The sequence below is a fragment of the Citrobacter telavivensis genome (assembly GCF_041807075.1).
Classification (GTDB): Bacteria; Pseudomonadota; Gammaproteobacteria; order Enterobacterales; family Enterobacteriaceae; genus Citrobacter_A; species Citrobacter_A telavivensis.
In genome coordinates, this window is sequence record NZ_JBGUBF010000006.1 from 202770 (window position 1) to 221426 (window position 18657).

General features: G+C 54.1%; 19 protein-coding genes and 1 tRNA gene. 9 read left to right on the top strand and 11 right to left on the bottom strand.

Annotation, left to right across the window (positions count from 1 at the left end; translation table 11 throughout):
* Positions 1-8: 8 nt before the first annotated feature.
* Both groL and ACERJC_RS20915 read left to right on the top strand, forming a co-directional pair.
* Complete coding sequence (gene groL / locus ACERJC_RS20910; RefSeq protein ID WP_152401630.1) at positions 9-1655, top strand: chaperonin GroEL; 1647 nt, start codon at positions 9-11, stop codon at positions 1653-1655.
* Between the two features lie 252 nt (positions 1656-1907).
* A complete protein-coding gene (locus tag ACERJC_RS20915) occupies positions 1908-2261 on the top strand; it encodes a DUF4156 domain-containing protein (protein WP_046494343.1) in 354 nt (117 codons plus the stop codon).
* 81 nt (positions 2262-2342) lie between these two features.
* Here the strand turns inward: ACERJC_RS20915 and yjeJ are convergent, their stop codons facing one another.
* Complete coding sequence (gene yjeJ / locus ACERJC_RS20920; protein ID WP_373672410.1) at positions 2343-3209, bottom strand: YjeJ family protein; 867 nt, start codon at positions 3207-3209, stop codon at positions 2343-2345.
* Positions 3210-3371: 162 nt separating this feature from the next.
* Entirely contained in the window at positions 3372-4400 is a 1029-nt protein-coding gene (gene epmB, locus ACERJC_RS20925) for an EF-P beta-lysylation protein EpmB (RefSeq protein WP_152401635.1), read from the bottom strand.
* Between the two features lie 41 nt (positions 4401-4441).
* Here epmB and efp point away from each other — a divergent pair, with 41 nt between their 5' ends.
* The 3 genes from efp to ecnB all read left to right on the top strand — a co-directional run bounded on the left by efp (position 4442) and on the right by ecnB (position 5662).
* A complete protein-coding gene (gene efp / locus ACERJC_RS20930; RefSeq protein ID WP_046494350.1) occupies positions 4442-5008 on the top strand; it encodes an elongation factor P in 567 nt (188 codons plus the stop codon).
* 264 nt (positions 5009-5272) lie between these two features.
* Positions 5273-5407 carry an entericidin A/B family lipoprotein gene (locus ACERJC_RS20935; protein ID WP_042321364.1) on the top strand — a complete coding sequence of 45 codons (135 nt, stop codon included), beginning with the start codon at positions 5273-5275 and terminating at the stop codon, positions 5405-5407.
* Positions 5408-5515: 108 nt separating this feature from the next.
* Positions 5516-5662, top strand: a complete 147-nt coding sequence (gene ecnB / locus ACERJC_RS20940; protein WP_046494356.1) for a lipoprotein toxin entericidin B — start codon at positions 5516-5518, stop codon at positions 5660-5662.
* A gap of 34 nt (positions 5663-5696) precedes the next feature.
* Here ecnB and ACERJC_RS20945 read toward each other — a convergent pair whose 3' ends face one another.
* Positions 5697-6287: a LuxR C-terminal-related transcriptional regulator gene (locus ACERJC_RS20945; RefSeq protein ID WP_178823681.1), complete on the bottom strand. Its 591-nt coding sequence runs from the start codon at positions 6285-6287 to the stop codon at positions 5697-5699.
* A gap of 256 nt (positions 6288-6543) precedes the next feature.
* Here ACERJC_RS20945 and sugE point away from each other — a divergent pair, with 256 nt between their 5' ends.
* Positions 6544-6861 carry a quaternary ammonium compound efflux SMR transporter SugE gene (gene sugE, locus ACERJC_RS20950; protein WP_042321373.1) on the top strand — a complete coding sequence of 106 codons (318 nt, stop codon included), beginning with the start codon at positions 6544-6546 and terminating at the stop codon, positions 6859-6861.
* Here sugE and ACERJC_RS20955 read toward each other — a convergent pair.
* From ACERJC_RS20955 to frdA, 5 genes are all read right to left on the bottom strand, one after another.
* The gene (locus ACERJC_RS20955; protein ID WP_373672411.1) at positions 6858-7391 is read right to left on the bottom strand and encodes a lipocalin family protein; all 534 of its coding nucleotides are present in this window, start codon (positions 7389-7391) and stop codon (positions 6858-6860) included. The two genes, sugE and ACERJC_RS20955, sit on opposite strands and share 4 nt — an antisense overlap.
* Positions 7392-7497: 106 nt before the next feature.
* A complete protein-coding gene (frdD, locus tag ACERJC_RS20960) occupies positions 7498-7857 on the bottom strand; it encodes a fumarate reductase subunit FrdD (RefSeq protein WP_042999169.1) in 360 nt (119 codons plus the stop codon).
* A 10-nt stretch (positions 7858-7867) separates the two neighbouring features.
* A complete protein-coding gene (frdC, locus tag ACERJC_RS20965; RefSeq protein ID WP_152401641.1) occupies positions 7868-8263 on the bottom strand; it encodes a fumarate reductase subunit FrdC in 396 nt (131 codons plus the stop codon).
* A gap of 10 nt (positions 8264-8273) precedes the next feature.
* Positions 8274-9008, bottom strand: a complete 735-nt coding sequence (gene frdB, locus ACERJC_RS20970; RefSeq protein ID WP_152401643.1) for a fumarate reductase iron-sulfur protein — start codon at positions 9006-9008, stop codon at positions 8274-8276.
* A complete protein-coding gene (gene frdA / locus ACERJC_RS20975; RefSeq protein ID WP_152401645.1) occupies positions 9008-10792 on the bottom strand; it encodes a fumarate reductase (quinol) flavoprotein subunit in 1785 nt (594 codons plus the stop codon). Before frdA ends, frdB begins: the two co-directional genes overlap by 1 nt.
* 322 nt (positions 10793-11114) lie before the next feature.
* Here frdA and epmA point away from each other — a divergent pair, with 322 nt between their 5' ends.
* Positions 11115-12092 carry an elongation factor P--(R)-beta-lysine ligase gene (gene epmA, locus ACERJC_RS20980; protein ID WP_152401647.1) on the top strand — a complete coding sequence of 326 codons (978 nt, stop codon included), beginning with the start codon at positions 11115-11117 and terminating at the stop codon, positions 12090-12092.
* Between the two features lie 91 nt (positions 12093-12183).
* On the opposite strand, the gene mscM is transcribed toward epmA, so the two are convergent.
* From mscM to rsgA, 3 genes are all read right to left on the bottom strand, one after another.
* The gene (gene mscM / locus ACERJC_RS20985; RefSeq protein WP_371896473.1) at positions 12184-15510 is read right to left on the bottom strand and encodes a miniconductance mechanosensitive channel MscM; all 3327 of its coding nucleotides are present in this window, start codon (positions 15508-15510) and stop codon (positions 12184-12186) included.
* 66 nt (positions 15511-15576) lie between these two features.
* Positions 15577-16545 (bottom strand): archaetidylserine decarboxylase, encoded by a 969-nt coding sequence (gene asd, locus ACERJC_RS20990; RefSeq protein ID WP_373672412.1) that lies wholly within the window; start codon positions 16543-16545, stop codon positions 15577-15579.
* 95 nt (positions 16546-16640) lie between these two features.
* Entirely contained in the window at positions 16641-17693 is a 1053-nt protein-coding gene (gene rsgA, locus ACERJC_RS20995) for a small ribosomal subunit biogenesis GTPase RsgA (RefSeq protein ID WP_373672413.1), read from the bottom strand.
* Between the two features lie 106 nt (positions 17694-17799).
* Between rsgA and orn the strand changes: the two genes are divergently transcribed.
* The gene (orn, locus tag ACERJC_RS21000) at positions 17800-18345 is read left to right on the top strand and encodes an oligoribonuclease (RefSeq protein ID WP_152401654.1); all 546 of its coding nucleotides are present in this window, start codon (positions 17800-17802) and stop codon (positions 18343-18345) included.
* 186 nt (positions 18346-18531) lie between these two features.
* A tRNA-Gly gene (locus ACERJC_RS21005) sits at positions 18532-18607 on the top strand.
* The last annotated feature ends 50 nt before the right edge of the window (positions 18608-18657 follow it).

Sequence of the window (18657 nt, forward strand, 5' to 3'; positions counted from 1 at the left end):
AAGAGAAAATGGCAGCTAAAGACGTAAAATTCGGTAACGACGCTCGTGTGAAAATGCTGCGCGGCGTAAACGTACTGGCAGACGCAGTGAAAGTTACCCTCGGTCCGAAAGGCCGTAACGTGGTTCTGGATAAATCCTTCGGTGCACCGACCATCACCAAAGATGGTGTTTCCGTCGCACGTGAAATCGAACTGGAAGACAAGTTCGAAAACATGGGCGCGCAGATGGTGAAAGAAGTTGCCTCTAAAGCGAACGACGCAGCGGGCGACGGTACCACCACCGCGACCGTACTGGCTCAGTCCATCATCACTGAAGGTCTGAAAGCCGTTGCTGCGGGTATGAACCCGATGGATCTGAAGCGTGGTATCGACAAAGCGGTTGCGGCTGCGGTTGAAGAACTGAAAGCGCTGTCCGTACCGTGCTCTGACTCTAAAGCCATTGCTCAGGTGGGTACCATCTCCGCTAACTCCGACGAAACCGTGGGTAAACTGATCGCTGAAGCGATGGATAAAGTCGGTAAAGAAGGCGTGATCACCGTTGAAGACGGTACCGGTCTGCAGGACGAACTGGACGTGGTTGAAGGTATGCAGTTCGACCGTGGCTACCTGTCCCCGTACTTCATCAACAAGCCGGAAACTGGCGCAGTAGAACTGGAAAGCCCGTTCATCCTGCTGGCTGACAAGAAAATCTCCAACATCCGCGAAATGCTGCCGGTTCTGGAAGCCGTTGCGAAAGCAGGCAAACCGCTGCTGATCATCGCTGAAGATGTGGAAGGCGAAGCGCTGGCGACCCTGGTGGTTAACACCATGCGCGGCATCGTGAAAGTGGCTGCGGTTAAAGCACCTGGCTTCGGCGATCGTCGTAAAGCGATGCTGCAGGATATCGCAACCCTGACTGGCGGTACTGTTATCTCTGAAGAGATCGGTATGGAGCTGGAAAAAGCGACTCTGGAAGACCTGGGCCAGGCAAAACGCGTTGTGATCAACAAAGACACCACCACCATCATCGATGGCGTGGGTGACGAAGCGGCAATCCAGGGTCGTGTGACTCAGATTCGTCAGCAGATCGAAGAAGCGACTTCTGATTACGACCGTGAAAAACTGCAGGAACGCGTAGCGAAACTGGCAGGCGGCGTGGCCGTCATCAAAGTCGGTGCAGCGACCGAAGTTGAAATGAAAGAGAAGAAAGCCCGCGTTGAAGATGCCCTGCACGCGACCCGTGCTGCGGTAGAAGAAGGTGTGGTTGCCGGTGGCGGTGTCGCGCTGATTCGCGTAGCAAGCAAACTGTCTGAACTGCGTGGTCAGAACGAAGACCAGAACGTGGGTATCAAAGTTGCGCTGCGCGCAATGGAATCCCCGCTGCGTCAGATCGTGCTGAACTGCGGCGAAGAACCGTCTGTTGTGGCTAACACCGTGAAAGCGGGTGACGGTAACTACGGTTACAACGCTGCAACTGAAGAATACGGCAACATGATCGACATGGGTATCCTGGATCCAACCAAAGTGACCCGTTCTGCTCTGCAGTACGCGGCATCTGTGGCTGGCCTGATGATCACCACTGAGTGCATGGTGACCGACCTGCCGAAAGGCGACGCGCCTGACTTAGGTGCTGCTGGTGGTATGGGCGGCATGGGTGGTATGGGCGGCATGATGTAATTTAATCTTCATACTTCAAGCCGCAGGTGCGTTGGCTGCGTTTATTCACCCCGGTCACTTACTAATGTAAGCTCCCGGGGAATCATAAACTTGCCGCCTGCCTGCAACCTGAATTATTCGATTAAATCAGCATTTCGCGAAAAATGAGAAACCCTCGGGCAGAAATGTTCGGGGGTTTTTCTTTTGGTCATCTTTTTAGTATAAGATTCAGTGACGGACAAAACGTCCAGCTCATTGATTATGGGGAATAACATGCACGCGAAATATTTTGCAGGGATTGTCGGTGCCGCGCTACTGATGGCGGGTTGTAGCTCCAGCAGCGAACTGAGTTCTGCAGGACAAAGCGTTCGCTTTGTTGAAGATAAGCCTGGCGCTGAATGTCAGCTAATTGGCACGGCAACCGGTAAGCAGAGCAACTGGCTTTCAGGTCAGCACGGTGAAGAAGGCGGCTCTATGCGTGGTGCGGCAAATGACCTGCGCAACCAGGCGGCAGCCATGGGCGGCAACGTGATTTATGGCGTCAGCAGCCCGAGTCAGAGCATGTTATCCAGCTTTGTCCCAACGGCCAGTGAGATGATTGGTCAGGTTTATAAGTGCCCTAACTAATAGACTTTGTGTCTGTGGTTGCCGGGTATTCCTCTTATCAGGCCTGTGTTCACACCTGTAGGCCTGATAAGCGTCGCGCCATCAGGCGTGTTGTGCTGTCGTATTAACGGACTGAACCCGTAAATGATGCAGCGCGCGCAGGCATTGCTCCTGGGTTAGCGTTTGCGTTTTATTCGCCGTCAGCGTTCTGACAAAGACCTGACACGGCTTACCTGCCAGCTTTTTCAGTCTCGGGCTAAAGTCGAGTAAACGCCGTAAAATGGCTTCCGTCTCCTGGCTACCAGACTGAACGCGGGTTTTCACGATGGCGCCGCTGAACTGCTCCTTTCCTGTTTCACCCGTAAAACGGTAGAGCACCGCAAGATAATGTGTGAAAAGCGAGTGCTTCCACTCTGGCTGCGCATAGGCGTCGTATTCCAGTCGCTCATGGTCCAGGCAGTCCGCATCATACAGCGGCAAAAAGTCCAGCAGCGAGGAGATTCGCAGCGCCAGCTCCCGCATGCCAGCGTTCTCTATCGCCCGAATAATGGCGTACACCAGAATCTCAATCTGCAATTCGTTCACCTGCAGGATGCAGGTATTGCCATCGTGAAGCGTGAAGGTCAGCGTTAAGCTGTCGCTGCTTCCATCGGTTAAGGCGACGGCGGTGACGCGGCGATGAATATCTGCATGTCGAAGTTCGTCTTCCACCATCGCAGGGATGTTTTCCTGCATTTTCTTGCTGATAACATCGCGCGTTTTTTCGTAATGCTGACGTTCAGCGACGCCCAGTTGCTGCTTCTGATGCAGACGACTCTCTACGGCGATCAGCAGATCGCGTAATTCCAGCGCGGGCAGAAAAAACAGCGATTCCTTGTTCCTCGGTTCTTTAATTTTCAGCGCCAGCGCTATGAATTCGTTAGCTTTACGGATAACACCCGTATTAACCCCTTTGATACTAATAGCCATAAAGGTTCTCCCTCACCAATGATAAATTCAGCGATTGGTTGTGACTTATAGATATGATTTTTAAATATATAGTTCGCAAGGCGTCGCTAAAATAACATACAGGGAGGAGGGAACCGGGGGTTTTGGTAGCAGGTGTCCGGAAGTGGACACCTGTTTGAGAAGTTATTGCTGACGCAGTTGTAAATCCAGTGGCGTTTTACTGGGCTCGCCGCCAATTTCCCGCGCCAGTTTGGGCACCATATAGCCCGATATCAGCGTGAGCAGTTCGCGCATAATCTGGCGGGCTTCATCGTCTGTCACCATGAAATGCGCGGCGCCCTGAACCTTATCCAGCACATGCAGATAATAGGGCATGACGCCTGCATCAAACAGTGCGTTGCTGAGGTTCGCCAGCGTCCGGGCGTTATCATTGACGCCGCGTAGCAGAACGCTCTGATTGAGCAGCGTAACGCCTGCGGTGCGCAGTTTTGCCATCGCCTGCCGGAAGGACTCATCGACTTCGTTGGCGTGGTTGATGTGATTCACCAGCAAGATTTGCAGCGAAGAACGGGTGAAGCGGTCAACCAGCTCCCCGGTAATTCGCGCAGGGATGACAATGGGCAGGCGACTATGAATACGCAGGCGTTTGATATGGGGAATGGCTTCCAGTTGCGTGAGCAGCCAGTCCAGCTCATGATCTTTGGCCATCAGCGGATCGCCGCCGGAGAAAATGATCTCATCCAGCTCGGTATGCGCGCTAATGTAGTCCAGCGCGGCCTGCCAGTTTCGCTTATTTCCCTGATTTTCCGCATACGGGAAGTGGCGGCGGAAGCAATAGCGGCAATTTACCGCACAGCCACCTTTCACCAACAGCAGCGCCCGGTTACGGTATTTATGCAGCAGTCCCGGTACGACGCTGTGTTGTTCCTCAAGCGGATCGGTGGAGAAACCCGGCGCGGCAATAAACTCATCCTCGGAGGTAAGTACCTGACGTAAAAGCGGATCGTCAGGATTGCCTTTTTCCATTCGCGCGATAAAGGCACGTGGCACGCGCAGAGCGAACAGACGTCTGGCATCACGCCCGGCCAACAGTTTTTCATCTGCGTCTATATTCAAAAGACGCAGGAGTTCATCGGGATTGGTCACAACATCGGCAAGTTGCGATAACCAATCTTCTCTGGATGGGGTATTTAGGGTTACAATATGCGCCATTTTGTGGCTTAGCTACCAGTTAACAATTTTCAGAGGGCCTTATGGCAACGTACTATAGCAACGATTTTCGTGCTGGTCTTAAAATCATGATGGACGGCGAACCGTATGCGGTTGAAGCCAGCGAATTCGTTAAACCAGGTAAAGGCCAGGCATTCGCGCGCGTTAAGCTGCGTCGCCTGCTGACCGGCACCCGCGTTGAGAAAACCTTCAAATCCACCGACTCCGCCGAAGGCGCAGACGTGGTCGATATGAACCTGACCTTCCTGTACAACGACGGTGAGTTCTATCACTTCATGAACAACGAAACTTTCGAACAGCTGGCTGCTGATGAGAAAGCGGTAGGTGATAACGCGAAATGGCTGCTGGATCAGGCTGAGTGCATCGTGACCCTGTGGAACGGTCAGCCTATCTCTGTGACGCCGCCGAACTTTGTTGAACTGGAAATCGTTGATACCGATCCGGGTCTGAAAGGCGATACCGCAGGTACGGGTGGTAAGCCGGCCACGCTGTCTACTGGCGCAGTGGTGAAAGTGCCTCTGTTCGTTCAGATTGGCGAAGTGATTAAAGTGGATACGCGTTCAGGCGAGTACGTCTCTCGCGTTAAATAATCCGCGTTATTTCCATATATACCCTAAATAATTCGAGTTGCAGGACAAAGCCCAAAGGGCTTTGAACAGCGCTAGCGCTGGCCCCGGAGGGGCGAAGCCGCAGGCTGGCCTTCGGTGAGAGACAGGATGTCTCTCATTTATCCCCAGGAGCTTACATAAGTAAGTGACTGGGGGAATGAGTGCAGCCAACGCACATGCAACTTGAAGTATGACGGGTATAATGGTGCAGCGCTTTTGCTGCGCCATTATTTCTCCAGGGCAGGAATGATGAAACGTCTTCTCGGTCTTGTAACACTGGCTCTTCTCGCCGCCTCGTTGCTGGCGGGTTGCAATACTGCACGCGGCTTTGGTGAGGATATTAAGCACCTCGGTAATTCCATTTCCCACGCGGCCAGCTAATTTTCTTCTCGTCGTCCTAAAAAGCGTCTATCTCCCGCCATTGTTCGGGATCTTGTCTATGATTAAGTGGCACTACACAAACAACATAGGCTAGAAAAGGAAGACGTTATGGTTAAAAAGACAATTGCAGCGATCTTATCTGTGTTGGTACTTTCCTCCGTGTTAACTGCCTGTAATACCACGCGCGGCATGGGTGAGGATATTTCCGACGGCGGCAACGCCATTTCGGGCGCCGCAACCAAAGCTCAGCAGTAGCCGCGTAAACGGTACGGCGAGTTTTGTCGTGCCGTTAATTTTTCAGCTCAGACGGCGCAAGAAACGGCGAAAAGCGATTATCCATGTGTAATTTCATGCGGATATTGCGTTTGTAGGTGTACACCGTTTTGCCATGAATGCTGAGCGCACAGGCAATCGCGTTGTTACTCGCCCCTTCCATCCACATCGTCAGCACTTTCTCTTCCTGTGGCGTAAGCAGCGTCGAGGCGTTGCCGGGCGCTTCGGATACCGAACCGGTTAGCAGCGCGTTGTGAATATTTTCAGCCAGCTCCGCCAGAGAAACCTGTTTGGTTAATGACGCACAGACCGGATAGCGCAGCGTCTCCGCCATCGCACCACCAGACTCCAGTAATATCAACGGACTGCCACCGCAGGCGAGAAAAAACGGGGCAATATACTGGGCCGACTGGGTGTCGTTGAGAAAACCGTACAAGTCCGCGATCACCAGGTGAGGTTTCCACTGCTGGATGTGCTCTTTAACCAGTAAGAGGTTATTGAGCCCAGAGACCAGAAACGACGTATTAAAGAGTTCGGAATGATTAAGCCATGCCTCGATCCCTGTGCGGGTGAAGTGGCAACGGTCAATCACTAATATTTTCAACATAGCGTTTTCGCATTCAGAAGTAAGGCAAATGGCTTCCTGACTTCAGAAAGCGTCCCATCATAGAGAAGTCGGATGAGTGCTGAATGGGCAAAATGCGCTGCGAAATGCGCCTAATTCAACCTTTTAGGTGCGAAAAGATAAAAATGTTGAAATTCACCGCCGCTCGGGCAAGAATGTTTTTTCTACCATCAGCGTTACAGGACGACCTGCTAACGCTTCTTTCACCGGGGACGGCCCCATTTCTCTGGAGCCTGATATGTCCTGGATAATCTTACTCATCGCCGGTCTGCTTGAAGTGGTTTGGGCCGTGGGTCTGAAATATACTCACGGTTTTAGTCGCCTGACGCCGAGTATCATCACCATTGCCGCGATGATCGTCAGTATGGCGCTCCTTGCGTGGGCGATGAAAACGCTCCCCGTGGGCACTGCATACGCCGTGTGGACGGGGATTGGCGCCGTCGGTGCTGCCATCACCGGCATTCTGTTGCTGGGTGAATCGGCTAATCCCATGCGTCTGGCAAGTCTGGCGTTAATCGTAGTCGGTATTATTGGTCTGAAATTAAGCACCCACTAAGCACCGGACTGCTTCACCCAGATTAGTTTACTGACATCAAACCCTTCCCGGGTCGCGACGGCCAGCATCTGCTGCTTCATTTCGTCAGAAAGCGTCGGCGTGCGAGAGAGTATCCACAGGTAGTCGCGATCCGGGCCGCAGACCAGCGCGTGCCGGTACTCTCTGTCGATCGCGATAACGTTATAGCCACCGTAGAACGGACCGAAGAAGGAGACTTTCAGCGCGGCGCGGCTGGGGTCGCCGGTGAAATACGCTTTCCCCTCGCTTTTCTGCCACATCGCTCTGTCCGGGTTCCAGCCTTTATTGATCACGTTGAGACCGCCGTCATCGCGCGGACTGTAGGTCGCTGTGACCTTTTCCAGTCCCCGTTCGAAGCGATGATCAAAACGGGCAATTTCGTACCAGGTCCCGAGATAGCGTTTGGCATCGAAGTTATTCACCACGGTGACGCCCTGTGGCGGAGTAGGGGTACTACAGGAGACCACCAGAAACGCAGTCGTCACAGCGGCAACGATAGGGAGCAGGCGCATAGGTTTATCCTTAGGGTGTTTTTCCTAAGTGTAGAACCTGGTGGAGAAAATAACGGTGGGGACGAAAAAAACGCCCTCTTATCAGCAGATAAGAGGGCGGATTGCTTTAGACAGACAGAATGCCAATCGCCGTTACGACGGTCAGGATGGCTGCAAGACCGTAGAACACCCATTTGCCAGCCGGCACATGGATTTTCAGGTCATGCATCGCGTGGTGCATACGGTGTAAGCCACACCACAGCGGCAGGACAATCATCAGGAACAGGAAAGCACGGCCGATAAAGCTCTGAGCAAACGCCAGTACGCGCTCATAGCTCAGGGCATCGCCCGGGAACAGACCCAGCGGCAGCAGAATCCCCACCAGCAGAACCATCACTGGCGCGATAATCGCACCCCACATACCGCCTGCGCCAAACAGACCCCAGAATACGGGTTCGTCAGAACGTTTTGGATTTGGATTAATCATCCCGGACTCCTTACCAGAACAGGGCAACAAACAGTATGACTACGGTCGCCACCACAGTAACCGCCCAGAGACCTTTGATGATCGGCTCTGGCCCCATTTTTTCGCTTTTTACGATGATGTTGGCTGCTTTCGGCGCCAGCTCAAACCAGGTTTTGGTGTGCAGCAGTGCTGCCGCCAGGGCGATCACGTTGAGGATCACCACCACCGGGTTTTGCAGAAAACCAACGAAGCCTTCCCAGGATTCCACACCGTGCTTCAGTGCGAACAGGCCGAAAATCAGCTCAATGCTAAACCAGACTGCCGGAACGGCTGTGCCTTCGCGCAGCATGTAAAAGCGATAAAACGGCAATTTCTTCCACCAGGTGGACGTCATCGGCCGCACATAGGGTTTGCGTTTAGTCGTCATGTTGCACTCCTTAGCGTGGTTTCAGGGTGGCGATAAGAAAGTCTTTCGAGCTTTCCACTTTACCCTGCTGAATGGCAGCCGCCGGATCGACGTGCTTCGGACAAACTTCGGAGCAGTAGCCCACGAAAGTACAGGTCCATACGCCGTTCGGACTATTCAACTGTGCCATACGCTCCTTCTTACCGTGGTCGCGACTGTCTTCGTTGTAACGATGCGCCAGGGTAATCGCAGCCGGTCCGATGAACTCAGGGTTCAGGCCGAACTGCGGGCATGCGGCATAGCACAGACCACAGTTGATGCAACCAGAGAACTGGTGATACTTCGCCATCTGCGCCGGGGTCTGGGTGTTTGGCCCCTGATCCGGCGTACGCGGGTTACCGATGATGTACGGCTTAATCGCTTCCAGACTTTCGATAAAGTGCGTCATATCGACGACCAGATCGCGCTCAATCGGGAAGTTGCCCAGCGCTTCAACCTTAATGCCGTTGGTGTATTCACGCAGGAAGGTTTTGCACGCCAGTTTCGGTACGTTGTTGACCATCATGCCGCAGGAGCCGCAGATCGCCATACGGCAGGACCAGCGATAGCTCAGGTCTGGCGCCAGGTTATCTTTGATGTAGCCCAACGCATCCAGCAGTGACGTTGTTTCATCATAAGGCACTTCATAGAAAGCACTGTGCGGCGCGGTGTCGGTCTCAGGGTTATAGCGCACCACCTCAACTTTCAGGTTTTTCATCTCAGCCATTACGCCTTCTCCTTCTTATCGGCTGCTTCCGCTTCCGCACCGTAAACACGTTTTGCAGGCGGCAGCGTGGTGATTTTCACGTCGCTATAGTCGAGGCGAGTCGTGCCATCAGCATCGCGGAAGGCGAGAGTATGTTTGAGGAAGTTGACGTCGTCACGCTCGGTGCAACCTTCGTCCAGACGTTGGTGCGCGCCACGTGATTCCTTACGAGCCAGCGCGGAATGCGCCATACATTCAGCGACGTTCAGACCATGACCCAGCTCAATGGTGTACAGCAGGTCGGTGTTGAATACGCTGGAGGTGTCGGTGATGCGAACGCGCTTGAAGCGCTCCTGCAATTCGGCCAGTTTATCAACCGTTTTCTGCATGAGTTCCGGCGTACGGTAGATACCGCAACCTTCTTCCATGGAGAGTCCCATTTCGTCGCGAATCTTCGACCAGTTCTCGTTACCTTCCTGGTTAACCAGGTTTTTCAGCCGTTGTTCAACGCCCGCAACCTGTGCGTCGAGCGCGGCGTCGTTAGCGGTGCCCGCTGTCGATGCACGCTCCATCGCCTGCTCACCCGCCAGACGGCCAAAGACCACCAGTTCAGCCAGTGAGTTAGAACCCAGACGGTTCGCGCCGTGCAGACCCACAGAAGAACATTCACCGACGGCAAACAGACCTTTGATGCGGGTTTCGCAATTCTGATCGGTTTCGATACCGCCCATGGTGTAGTGCGCGGTCGGACGAACCGGAATCGGCTCTTTCACCGGATCGACGCCCACGTAAGCTTTTGCCAGTTCACAAATGAACGGCAGACGTTCCAGCAGTTTCTTCTCACCCAGATGACGCAGGTCGAGGTAAACCACATCGCCACGCGGCGTGGAGATGGTGTTGCCTTTACGCCATTCATGCCAGAAGGCCTGAGAAACTTTGTCGCGCGGACCCAGCTCCATGTATTTGTTTTTCGGCTCGCCCAGCGGTGTTTCCGGACCCATGCCGTAATCCTGCAGATAACGGTAGCCGTTTTTGTTGACCAGAATACCGCCTTCACCACGGCAGCCTTCGGTCATCAGGATACCGGAACCCGGCAGGCCGGTCGGGTGATACTGAACAAATTCCATATCACGCAGCGGAACGCCGTGGCTCAGCGCCATGCCCATGCCATCGCCGGTAACGATGCCGCCGTTGGTGTTATAGCGATACACACGACCTGCGCCGCCTGTTGCCATCACCACCGCGTTAGCACGGATTTGCATCAGCGTGCCTTCCATCATGTTCATCGCCACCAGGCCGCGAGCATGACCATCATCGACCAGGATATCCAGCACAAAGTGTTCGTCAAAGCGCTGGATCTGTGGGAACTGCAGAGAGGTCTGGAACAGGGTATGCAGCATATGGAAGCCGGTTTTATCCGCAGCAAACCAGGTACGCTCAATTTTCATCCCGCCAAAGCGACGAACGTTGACGCTACCGTCTTCGCGGCGACTCCACGGGCAGCCCCATTGTTCCAGTTGGGTCATCTCGGTAGGACAGTGGTGGACAAAATAATCCACGACATCCTGTTCACACAGCCAGTCTCCGCCCGCTACCGTATCGTGAAAATGGTAGTCGAAGCTGTCATGATCCTGGGCGACAGCGGCTGAGCCCCCTTCGGCAGCAACGGTGTGGCTGCGCATTGGGTACACTTTTGAAATCAGTGCGATTTTCGCATTAGGATTTGCCTGCGCTGCGGCAATTGCAGCACGTAATCCCGCGCCACCGGCGCCTATAATGGCAAGATCGGCTTGAAAGGTTTGCACGACATTCCTCCAGATTATTGTAATTTCGCCACCACATATCTCGTAAAAGAGCCTGAAAAAGGTGGGTAGCGAACGTGTTTCCACTGCTCCTTTATAGGTACAACAGTATAGTCGCTGCTATGTGCTGGAAATTTGACGTGTTCGATTTTTTTGGCGTGTCGGAAGGGCGAATTATCATTGATTTTGATTAATTTAATTACTAAACCATCCTTCTACGGTTTTTTAACTCTTTAGCCGCGCTTGAGTATTCCTGAGCAAAATTTGTTTCATTGCCGCGTTACGAGTAGACTTCGTGCCCTTGTCTTAAACTGGAGAAAGAACCATGAGCGAAACGGCAACCTGGCAGCCGAGCGCGTCCATACCTAACCTGTTAAAACGCGCGGCAATTATGACGGAAATTCGTCGTTTCTTTGCCGATCGCGGAGTGCTGGAGGTTGAGACGCCCTGCATGAGTCAGGCGACGGTCACAGACATTAATCTGTTCCCGTTCGAAACGCGTTTCGTCGGCCCCGGCCATTCGCAGGGGATGAACCTCTATTTAATGACCAGCCCGGAATACCACATGAAACGTCTGCTGGTGGCAGGGTGTGGTCCGGTCTTTCAGCTGTGCCGTAGTTTCCGTAATGAAGAGATGGGGCGCCATCACAACCCTGAGTTCACGATGCTCGAGTGGTATCGTCCGCATTACGACATGTACCGGTTGATGAACGAGGTGGACGATCTGCTGCAGCAGGTGCTGGAATGCCCGGCGGCGGAGAGCCTCTCTTATCAGCAGGCGTTCCAGCGTCATCTGGAGATAGACCCACTCTCTGCGGATAAAACGCAACTGCGCGACGTCGCCGCGAAGCTGGACTTAAGCAACATTGCCGACACTGAAGAAGATCGCGATACCTTACTGCAACTGCTGTTTGCGATGGGTGTTGAGCCGCACATTGGCAAGGATAAACCGACGTTTGTTTATCACTTCCCGGCAAGTCAGGCATCACTGGCGCAGATCAGTACGGAAGATCACCGCGTGGCGGAACGTTTCGAGGTCTACTTCAAAGGTATTGAACTGGCGAATGGTTTCCATGAACTGACGGATGCGCGTGAACAGCAGCAGCGTTTTGAACAGGACAACCGCAAGCGCGCCGCGCGCGGATTGCCGCAGCAGCCTATCGATAACAATTTGATCGAGGCGCTAAAGGTCGGCATGCCGGACTGCTCGGGTGTTGCGCTGGGCGTCGATCGTCTGGTGATGCTGGCGCTGGGCGCGGAAAGCCTCGCGGAAGTGATTGCTTTTACGGTTGATCGTGCATAACGCGTTCTGATGTGATGAAAAGCGGCGCGTTGTGCACCACTTTTCATCTCTACAAGCCCGTTCCGTCTGCCCTGCCGGGTATGACGAAGACTTACAAACTCCCCGCCGGGCGACTTCTTCTGCCGGCAGAACTGAGCATTTTCCCCGTTTGTCTGCCATTCAAACTCTCCAGACGCATCTGGAACGGTGGGAACGGCATATCGATACCGTGCTCGCGGAAGCCTGCCAGAATCAACTGGTGGATTTCATGGCGCAGCGGCATACGGTGACCCATCTCGGCGGCATAGATACGCAGCTCAAAGATCTGGATCCCTTGCTGGAGATCGACCAGGAAGACTTCCGGTGCCGGGTTGTCGATCACCAGTGAGCAGCGGTGCGCGGCGGTTAGCAGGATCTGCGTCACCTCTTCGCTGTTCACATCGGACGGTGCCGGAATGGTCAGCACCACACGCGTCACGGAATCGGACAGCGACCAGTTGATGAACTGCTCGGTGATAAACGCTTTGTTCGGCACGATGATCTCTTTGCGATCCCAGTCGCTGATGGTGGTCGCGCGGGTATTGATCTTCGTTACGCTGCCGGTCAGATCGCGAATGGTCACCGTATCGCCAATACGAATCGGTTTTTCGAACAGGATGATCAGGCCGGAGATAAAGTTGGCGAAGATTTCCTGCAAGCCAAAGCCCAGACCAACACCGAGTGCCGCCACCAGCCATTGCAGTTTTGCCCACTCAATCCCAATCATCGAGAAGCCCACCAGACCGCCAATCAGCATCAGCAGGTACTTGGTGATGGTAGTGATGGCGTAGCCGGTACCCGGCGTGAGATCGAGGTGTTGCAGCAACGCCAGTTCGAGAAGCGCAGGCAGATTACGCACCAGTTGGGTGGTGATGATAAACACCAGAATGGCGATCAGCACCGCACCCAGCGTAATGGGCTCTAAACTTTCGACCCCCTGTACCGTAGAGGTGACGTCCCACAGCGAGATGTTTTCGAGGAAGCCGAATGCGGAATGAATTTCCGACCACAGCACAATGACCGACAGCAGGGCGATCAGCATCAGAATGGAACGTACCAGACGTAGCGACTGGGTGCTGATGGCGTCAAGGTCGACTTCACTCTCGTCAACGTCAATGGTCCCTTCCAGGCTGGTTGAATGGGCTGGTTCCTCTTCGCCACGCGCGCGCTGGGCCAGCATTTCCGCGCGACGATGCTTGGCGCGGTCAAAGGCCAGTCTGCGGCGTTGAATGAGCATCCAGCGGCGAATGACGTGGTAAATCACCAACAGCAGGAACCAGATGGCAACGGAGGTTTCCAGTCGCGCCAGCAGCGCCTGTGATGTCGCCAGATAACCCACGGCAGCCGCCAGTATCGCCACCACCGGTGCGCCAGTCATCAGGTTCCACAGCATGCTGTTCACAATATTATCGCCGCTGCCCTCTTTATCGAGATAGAGCGGAATGCCGGCTTTTTTCAGGCTCAGGGTGACCAGCGCCAGCGCACCGCAAATCAGAATAAAGCACAGACGACCGAGTGAGCCGGAGAACTCACGATCGTTCAGATTATCGAACATGATGAGCGCCATGATCAGCGGCACAATAAGCCCGATACTCATCAGGTAATAACGCATTGCGCGTGACACGCGTTCGCGCGGCCAGCCGAAGTGGGCAATAAACAGGCCATTTGGCCGGGCAAACGCCGCACAAATCATCACGACCCACAGCAGCGGTACAGTCGCCGTGACGCCATCGCCTATCGCAACGGCAAGAGGATAAGGCCAGGCTTCGCGCAGTCCATATCCCAGCGTCATCCAGAGTACCGGCAGCGGAGAGGCCACCAGTATCGACCAGAACACGGTACGCAGCGTGAGCCAGAAGTGGTCCTGCGTCACCTTGCCCACTCTGGCGGCGGAACGTTCCAGAAAACGGGTGAAGTGGCGACGTGAGTAAATACTGAAACCGACCAGAATCAACGCGCCAAACAGCGGTAGCAGGGTATCCCTGCTGGTCAGCATCATCAGACTGGCCTGACCTAACTGGCTGAAGGTGTCGAGTGAGATCAATCGACGCAGATCCTGCACGATATCTATCGGCCACGAGAAAGACATTGGGCGAACGTCAGAGGTCCAGAACAGATAGCGGTGGGTCGCTTCGTTCACCTCTTTCAGCGCATCCTCAAGCTGACTATTGGACACTTTCAGTTTGGTTAGCTCGAGGATTAACGTGTCGCCGCCCTGTAACAGCGAATTCAGCAGCTCGCGTTGGGTGCGCAGCTGTGCTTCAAGAATGCGGTTTTGTTCCGCAGTGAGCGGTTGTCCGTCCGCCTGATGGAGCTGGCGCAGCTGAGGCTGTTTGTTGAGTTGATCTTCATAGCGCAGACGCTGGACGCGCAGTTGCGCCATTTCGGTATCCAGCTGCTGGGGTTTAGGCATTTCCGGCAGACGCGCCACCTGAGCGCGTAATGCTTCGCCCAACAGGTTAGACGAACCTAACCACTGCGACTGTTCGCGAAGTGTCGTTAATGCCTGTCGTACCTGCTGAGTCTGACTGGCGGCCTGACGTTGCTGAGAGGCGACGAGATCCATGCGCTGCGCCTGCTGATTCAGCGCGGCTGACAGTTCCCGGTTCACTTTGAACTGGGCAACAATGTCCGGCGGTAAATCAGCGCTGTTCTCTGCCAGGAGCTCGGTGCTTTCCAGCGCGCGTTCAGCTTCACGCTGACGCTGGCTGTTGAGCTGATTGCGCAGAGCCTGTAAATACGCATCCAGTTGCTGACTCTGTTTTTCCGCCAGTTCGGAGCGCATACGCGCCAGTTCCTGACGGTTGTTAGCCGAAAGCTGCGCCAGCTCCAGCTCATCAACCAGCGCTTTCAGGCGGGCGGATTCCGCCTGCATACTGAAATTTTGTGCCTGGTTGAGCGGGGTGTTGCCGGTGGCGGTACCGATGCGGCGCTCAATCTCATTGAGCTGTCGACGGGCATCGGTTTGCTGCTGGGGCAGTTGGCTCAGCGAGTCGGCAATCTCACGGGCGCGCTCTTGCTCCTGCTGGGCCTGACGGCTTTTTTCCAGCAGTTGACTGCTAACCTGAAGGATTTCCTGATTCAGCGCATCGGTCGTCATGCCCGGCGACACGCTGCGGGGTTCATCGCGCAGGTTGGTTAACTGCGCGCGCAGACTGGCGGACATTTTCGGGAAGTTATCGATAACCTGCTGGTATTGCTGAACGCGCTCGAGAGAACCTTTGCGTTCATCAAGCGCGTTCAACGCAGACTGAAGGGCTTCGACGACATCGGGCTGGGCAGGCTTTGCGGATTTTGCCTGCTCCAGTTCCTGGGTGATTTGTTTGGCGTCGGGGGCGGTTGCAGCGTACGCCCCCAGGCTGAGGCACCAGGCCATCAGAAACGTTATAATCAGGCGCACAGCAGCTTCCCTCTACACGTCATCATTTAAGCGGCTTGATGCTTCTCGCATGATGCTATGTATGTATTAAGTTTCGTCTTTCTTATCGTCGACCAGCGGACTGGCGTCGTGCTCGGCGTTAATTTCTTCTTCCGGTAACGGTGCAGGTTCCGCTTCTGGCATCACAAACGTTTCGGTAGATATCGCCAGCGGCTGACCAATTTTGGTCACGGAAAGGCTTTCAAGCTGCTCGACCAGATTCACTTTGCCCGGTGCGAACAGATTGATTACGGTGGAACCCAGCTTGAAGCGGCCCATTTCCTGACCTTTCAGCAGTGCAACCGAACCTTCACTTTCGCCCGCAGGCCAGGTCCAGCGTTTGATCACGCCTTCGCGCGGCGGCGTGATGGTCCCTGCCCAGACGGTTTCGATACTGCCAACAATCGTAGCACCGACCAGAATTTGCGCCATTGGGCCAAACTCAGTATCGAACAGGCAGATAACACGCTCATTACGGGCAAACAGGTTCGGGACGTTCTGGGCGGTCAGATGGTTGACCGAGAACAGATCGCCCGGCACATAGATCATCTCACGCAGAATACCGTTGCACGGCATGTGCACGCGGTGGTAGTCGCGCGGTGACAGATAGGTGGTCACAAACGAACCGTTGCGGAAAAGATCCGCCATCAGGTAGTTGCCTGCCAGCAGGGCTTCCAGACTGTAGTTGCGGCCTTTAGCCTGCAGGAGCTTATCTTCTTCGATAGCGCCTAACTGGCTGATGACGCCGTCAGCCGGCATGACCAGTACGTTTGGATCGGTATTCAGCGGGCGAACGTCGTCACGCAGTGGACGGACAAAGAAATCATTGAATGAGCGGTAGCTGGCGGTATCCGGCTTCTGCGCTTCTTTCATATCGACCTTGTAGTACTTCACGAACAGATCGATAACCAGTTTAGTCAGCCATCCCGCTCGTTTGCTCGCGCCCCAGCCCGCCAGGCGAGTGAGCCATAGTTTCGGCAGAATGTATTGTAGCGAAAGTTTAAATGAGTTTAACAAGGTAGCCTCCAGGCCATTGTTTTATCGTTCCTGATCCGGCGTTCGCACCGGATCCTGAAAAAGGGGGACGATTCTAGCGATGCTTAGCTTAGTTGTCAGTCATCGGTATCAGAAAAGTTTTTACGCGTTTTTACCTGCGACATACTTTCAAGAATACGGTGATAATTTTCGAAACGGGTTTCCGCAATTTTCCCGTCTTCAACGGCAGCACGGATGGCGCAGCCTGGGTCTGCGTCGTGCTTACAGTCACGATATTTACACCGTCCCAGATAGTCATGAAATTCGACAAAGCCGTGGGTGATTTGTTCCGGCTCCAGGTGCCACAGACCGAACTCTCGCACGCCAGGGGAATCAATGACATCGCCGCCATGCGGGAAGTGATAGAGACGGGCAGCGGTGGTGGTGTGCTGTCCCAGACCGGAGTTGTCGGAAACATCGTTGGTAAGAATGGCTTCCTGCAGCCCCAGCAGCGCGTTGAGCAGGCTGGATTTGCCGACGCCGGACTGGCCAGCAAAGATGCTGATACGCCCTGTCAGCGCTTCTTCCAACGGTTTCAGACCATCCTGAGTATGGCTGGAGACCATCAGCACGCGATAACCGATATGACGATAGATATCCATCTGCTCATTCACAAAAGCGAGGCTTTCGTCATTCAGCAGATCAATTTTGTTGAGCACGATGATGGGTTCAACCTGCAATGTCTCGCAGGCCACCAGATACCTGTCGATAATATTGAGTGACAGCTCCGGTAAAATCGCGGAGACAATGACAATCTGGTCGATGTTGGCGGCAATCGGTTTTACGCCATCGTAAAAGTCCGGGCGTGTCAGTACCGAGGTACGTTCATGTACCGCCTCGACGATGCCTTTGACGTTGACACCTTCCGCCGCCGTTTTACCGGGACGCCAGACCACGCGGTCGCCGGTTACCAGCGAACGGATTGTGCGACGAATATTGCAGCGATGAATTTCACCGTCGGCAGATTCGACGTCGGCGTGCATGCCAAAACGGCTAATGACGATACCTTCAGCGGTCTCGCCAAACAGGTTGTCATCGTAGTCTGGCTTCTCCTTAGACGTTTTAAGACGACGCTGGTGATTAGCGTTCACGCGGCGCTGTTGGCCTTTGGAGAGTTTATTTTTACTCAATCGTACTGGCTCCTGGTCGCCCATGTTGGGCAAAACATCTATGATACACACAATTCTAGATGAGAGTAGTCACACTGAATGTGACGTATGAGGGGTGGAAAATAGCATGAGTGCCAATGAAAACAACCTGATTTGGATTGATCTTGAGATGACCGGTCTGGATCCCGAGCGCGATCGCATAATTGAAATCGCCACGCTGGTCACCGATGCCAACCTGAATATTCTGGCAGAAGGGCCGACCATCGCTGTTCATCAGTCCGATGAACAGCTGGCGCTGATGGATGACTGGAACGTGCGTACCCATACCGGCAGCGGGCTGGTGGAACGTGTGAAGGCGAGCACGATGGGCGATCGCGAAGCGGAACTGGCGACGCTTGAGTTTCTGAAAGCGTGGGTGCCGGCGGGTAAGTCACCGATCTGCGGGAACAGCATTGGGCAGGATCGCCGCTTTTTGTTTAAGTACATGCCGGAACTGGAAGCGTATTTCCATTACCGCTACCTGGATGTGAGCACACTGAAAGAGCTGGCGCGTCGCTGGAAACCCGAAATTCTGGACGGTTTGAGCAAGGAGGGATCACATAAGGCGATGGACGATATCCGCGAGTCGGTGGCGGAACTGGCTTATTACCGTGAGAACTTTATAAAGTTGTAAGTTTGCTACCCGACAGGCTTGCACTGTCGGGTTTTTGTCGCTAAATTGTGCAGCCTGCTGCTTAATTAATCACTTGAACCTGATTTCAAAAAAATCGCTTTTAGAGGGGTTGCAGGCGGGAAGATTTCTCGTATAATGCGCCTCCCGTAACGACAGAGAATTACACGTTACGACAGCAACAAATTTGCGGGAATAGCTCAGTTGGTAGAGCACGACCTTGCCAAGGTCGGGGTCGCGAGTTCGAGTCTCGTTTCCCGCTCCAAAATTTGAAAGTGCTTGTTTAGCACGGACCACCCAATCGCAGGATTTCGA

What these genes read in the sequence shown, in the direction of transcription:
- groL (WP_152401630.1), top strand. Translation starts at nt 9, where the DNA reads ATGGCAGCTAAAGACGTAAAATTCGGTAACGACGCTCGTGTGAAAATG.
- ACERJC_RS20915 (WP_046494343.1), top strand. Translation starts at nt 1,908, where the DNA reads ATGCACGCGAAATATTTTGCAGGGATTGTCGGTGCCGCGCTACTGATG.
- yjeJ (WP_373672410.1), bottom strand. Translation starts at nt 3,209, where the DNA reads ATGGCTATTAGTATCAAAGGGGTTAATACGGGTGTTATCCGTAAAGCT.
- epmB (WP_152401635.1), bottom strand. Translation starts at nt 4,400, where the DNA reads ATGGCGCATATTGTAACCCTAAATACCCCATCCAGAGAAGATTGGTTA.
- efp (WP_046494350.1), top strand. Translation starts at nt 4,442, where the DNA reads ATGGCAACGTACTATAGCAACGATTTTCGTGCTGGTCTTAAAATCATG.
- ACERJC_RS20935 (WP_042321364.1), top strand. Translation starts at nt 5,273, where the DNA reads ATGATGAAACGTCTTCTCGGTCTTGTAACACTGGCTCTTCTCGCCGCC.
- ecnB (WP_046494356.1), top strand. Translation starts at nt 5,516, where the DNA reads ATGGTTAAAAAGACAATTGCAGCGATCTTATCTGTGTTGGTACTTTCC.
- ACERJC_RS20945 (WP_178823681.1), bottom strand. Translation starts at nt 6,287, where the DNA reads ATGTTGAAAATATTAGTGATTGACCGTTGCCACTTCACCCGCACAGGG.
- sugE (WP_042321373.1), top strand. Translation starts at nt 6,544, where the DNA reads ATGTCCTGGATAATCTTACTCATCGCCGGTCTGCTTGAAGTGGTTTGG.
- ACERJC_RS20955 (WP_373672411.1), bottom strand. Translation starts at nt 7,391, where the DNA reads ATGCGCCTGCTCCCTATCGTTGCCGCTGTGACGACTGCGTTTCTGGTG.
- frdD (WP_042999169.1), bottom strand. Translation starts at nt 7,857, where the DNA reads ATGATTAATCCAAATCCAAAACGTTCTGACGAACCCGTATTCTGGGGT.
- frdC (WP_152401641.1), bottom strand. Translation starts at nt 8,263, where the DNA reads ATGACGACTAAACGCAAACCCTATGTGCGGCCGATGACGTCCACCTGG.
- frdB (WP_152401643.1), bottom strand. Translation starts at nt 9,008, where the DNA reads ATGGCTGAGATGAAAAACCTGAAAGTTGAGGTGGTGCGCTATAACCCT.
- epmA (WP_152401647.1), top strand. Translation starts at nt 11,115, where the DNA reads ATGAGCGAAACGGCAACCTGGCAGCCGAGCGCGTCCATACCTAACCTG.
- orn (WP_152401654.1), top strand. Translation starts at nt 17,800, where the DNA reads ATGAGTGCCAATGAAAACAACCTGATTTGGATTGATCTTGAGATGACC.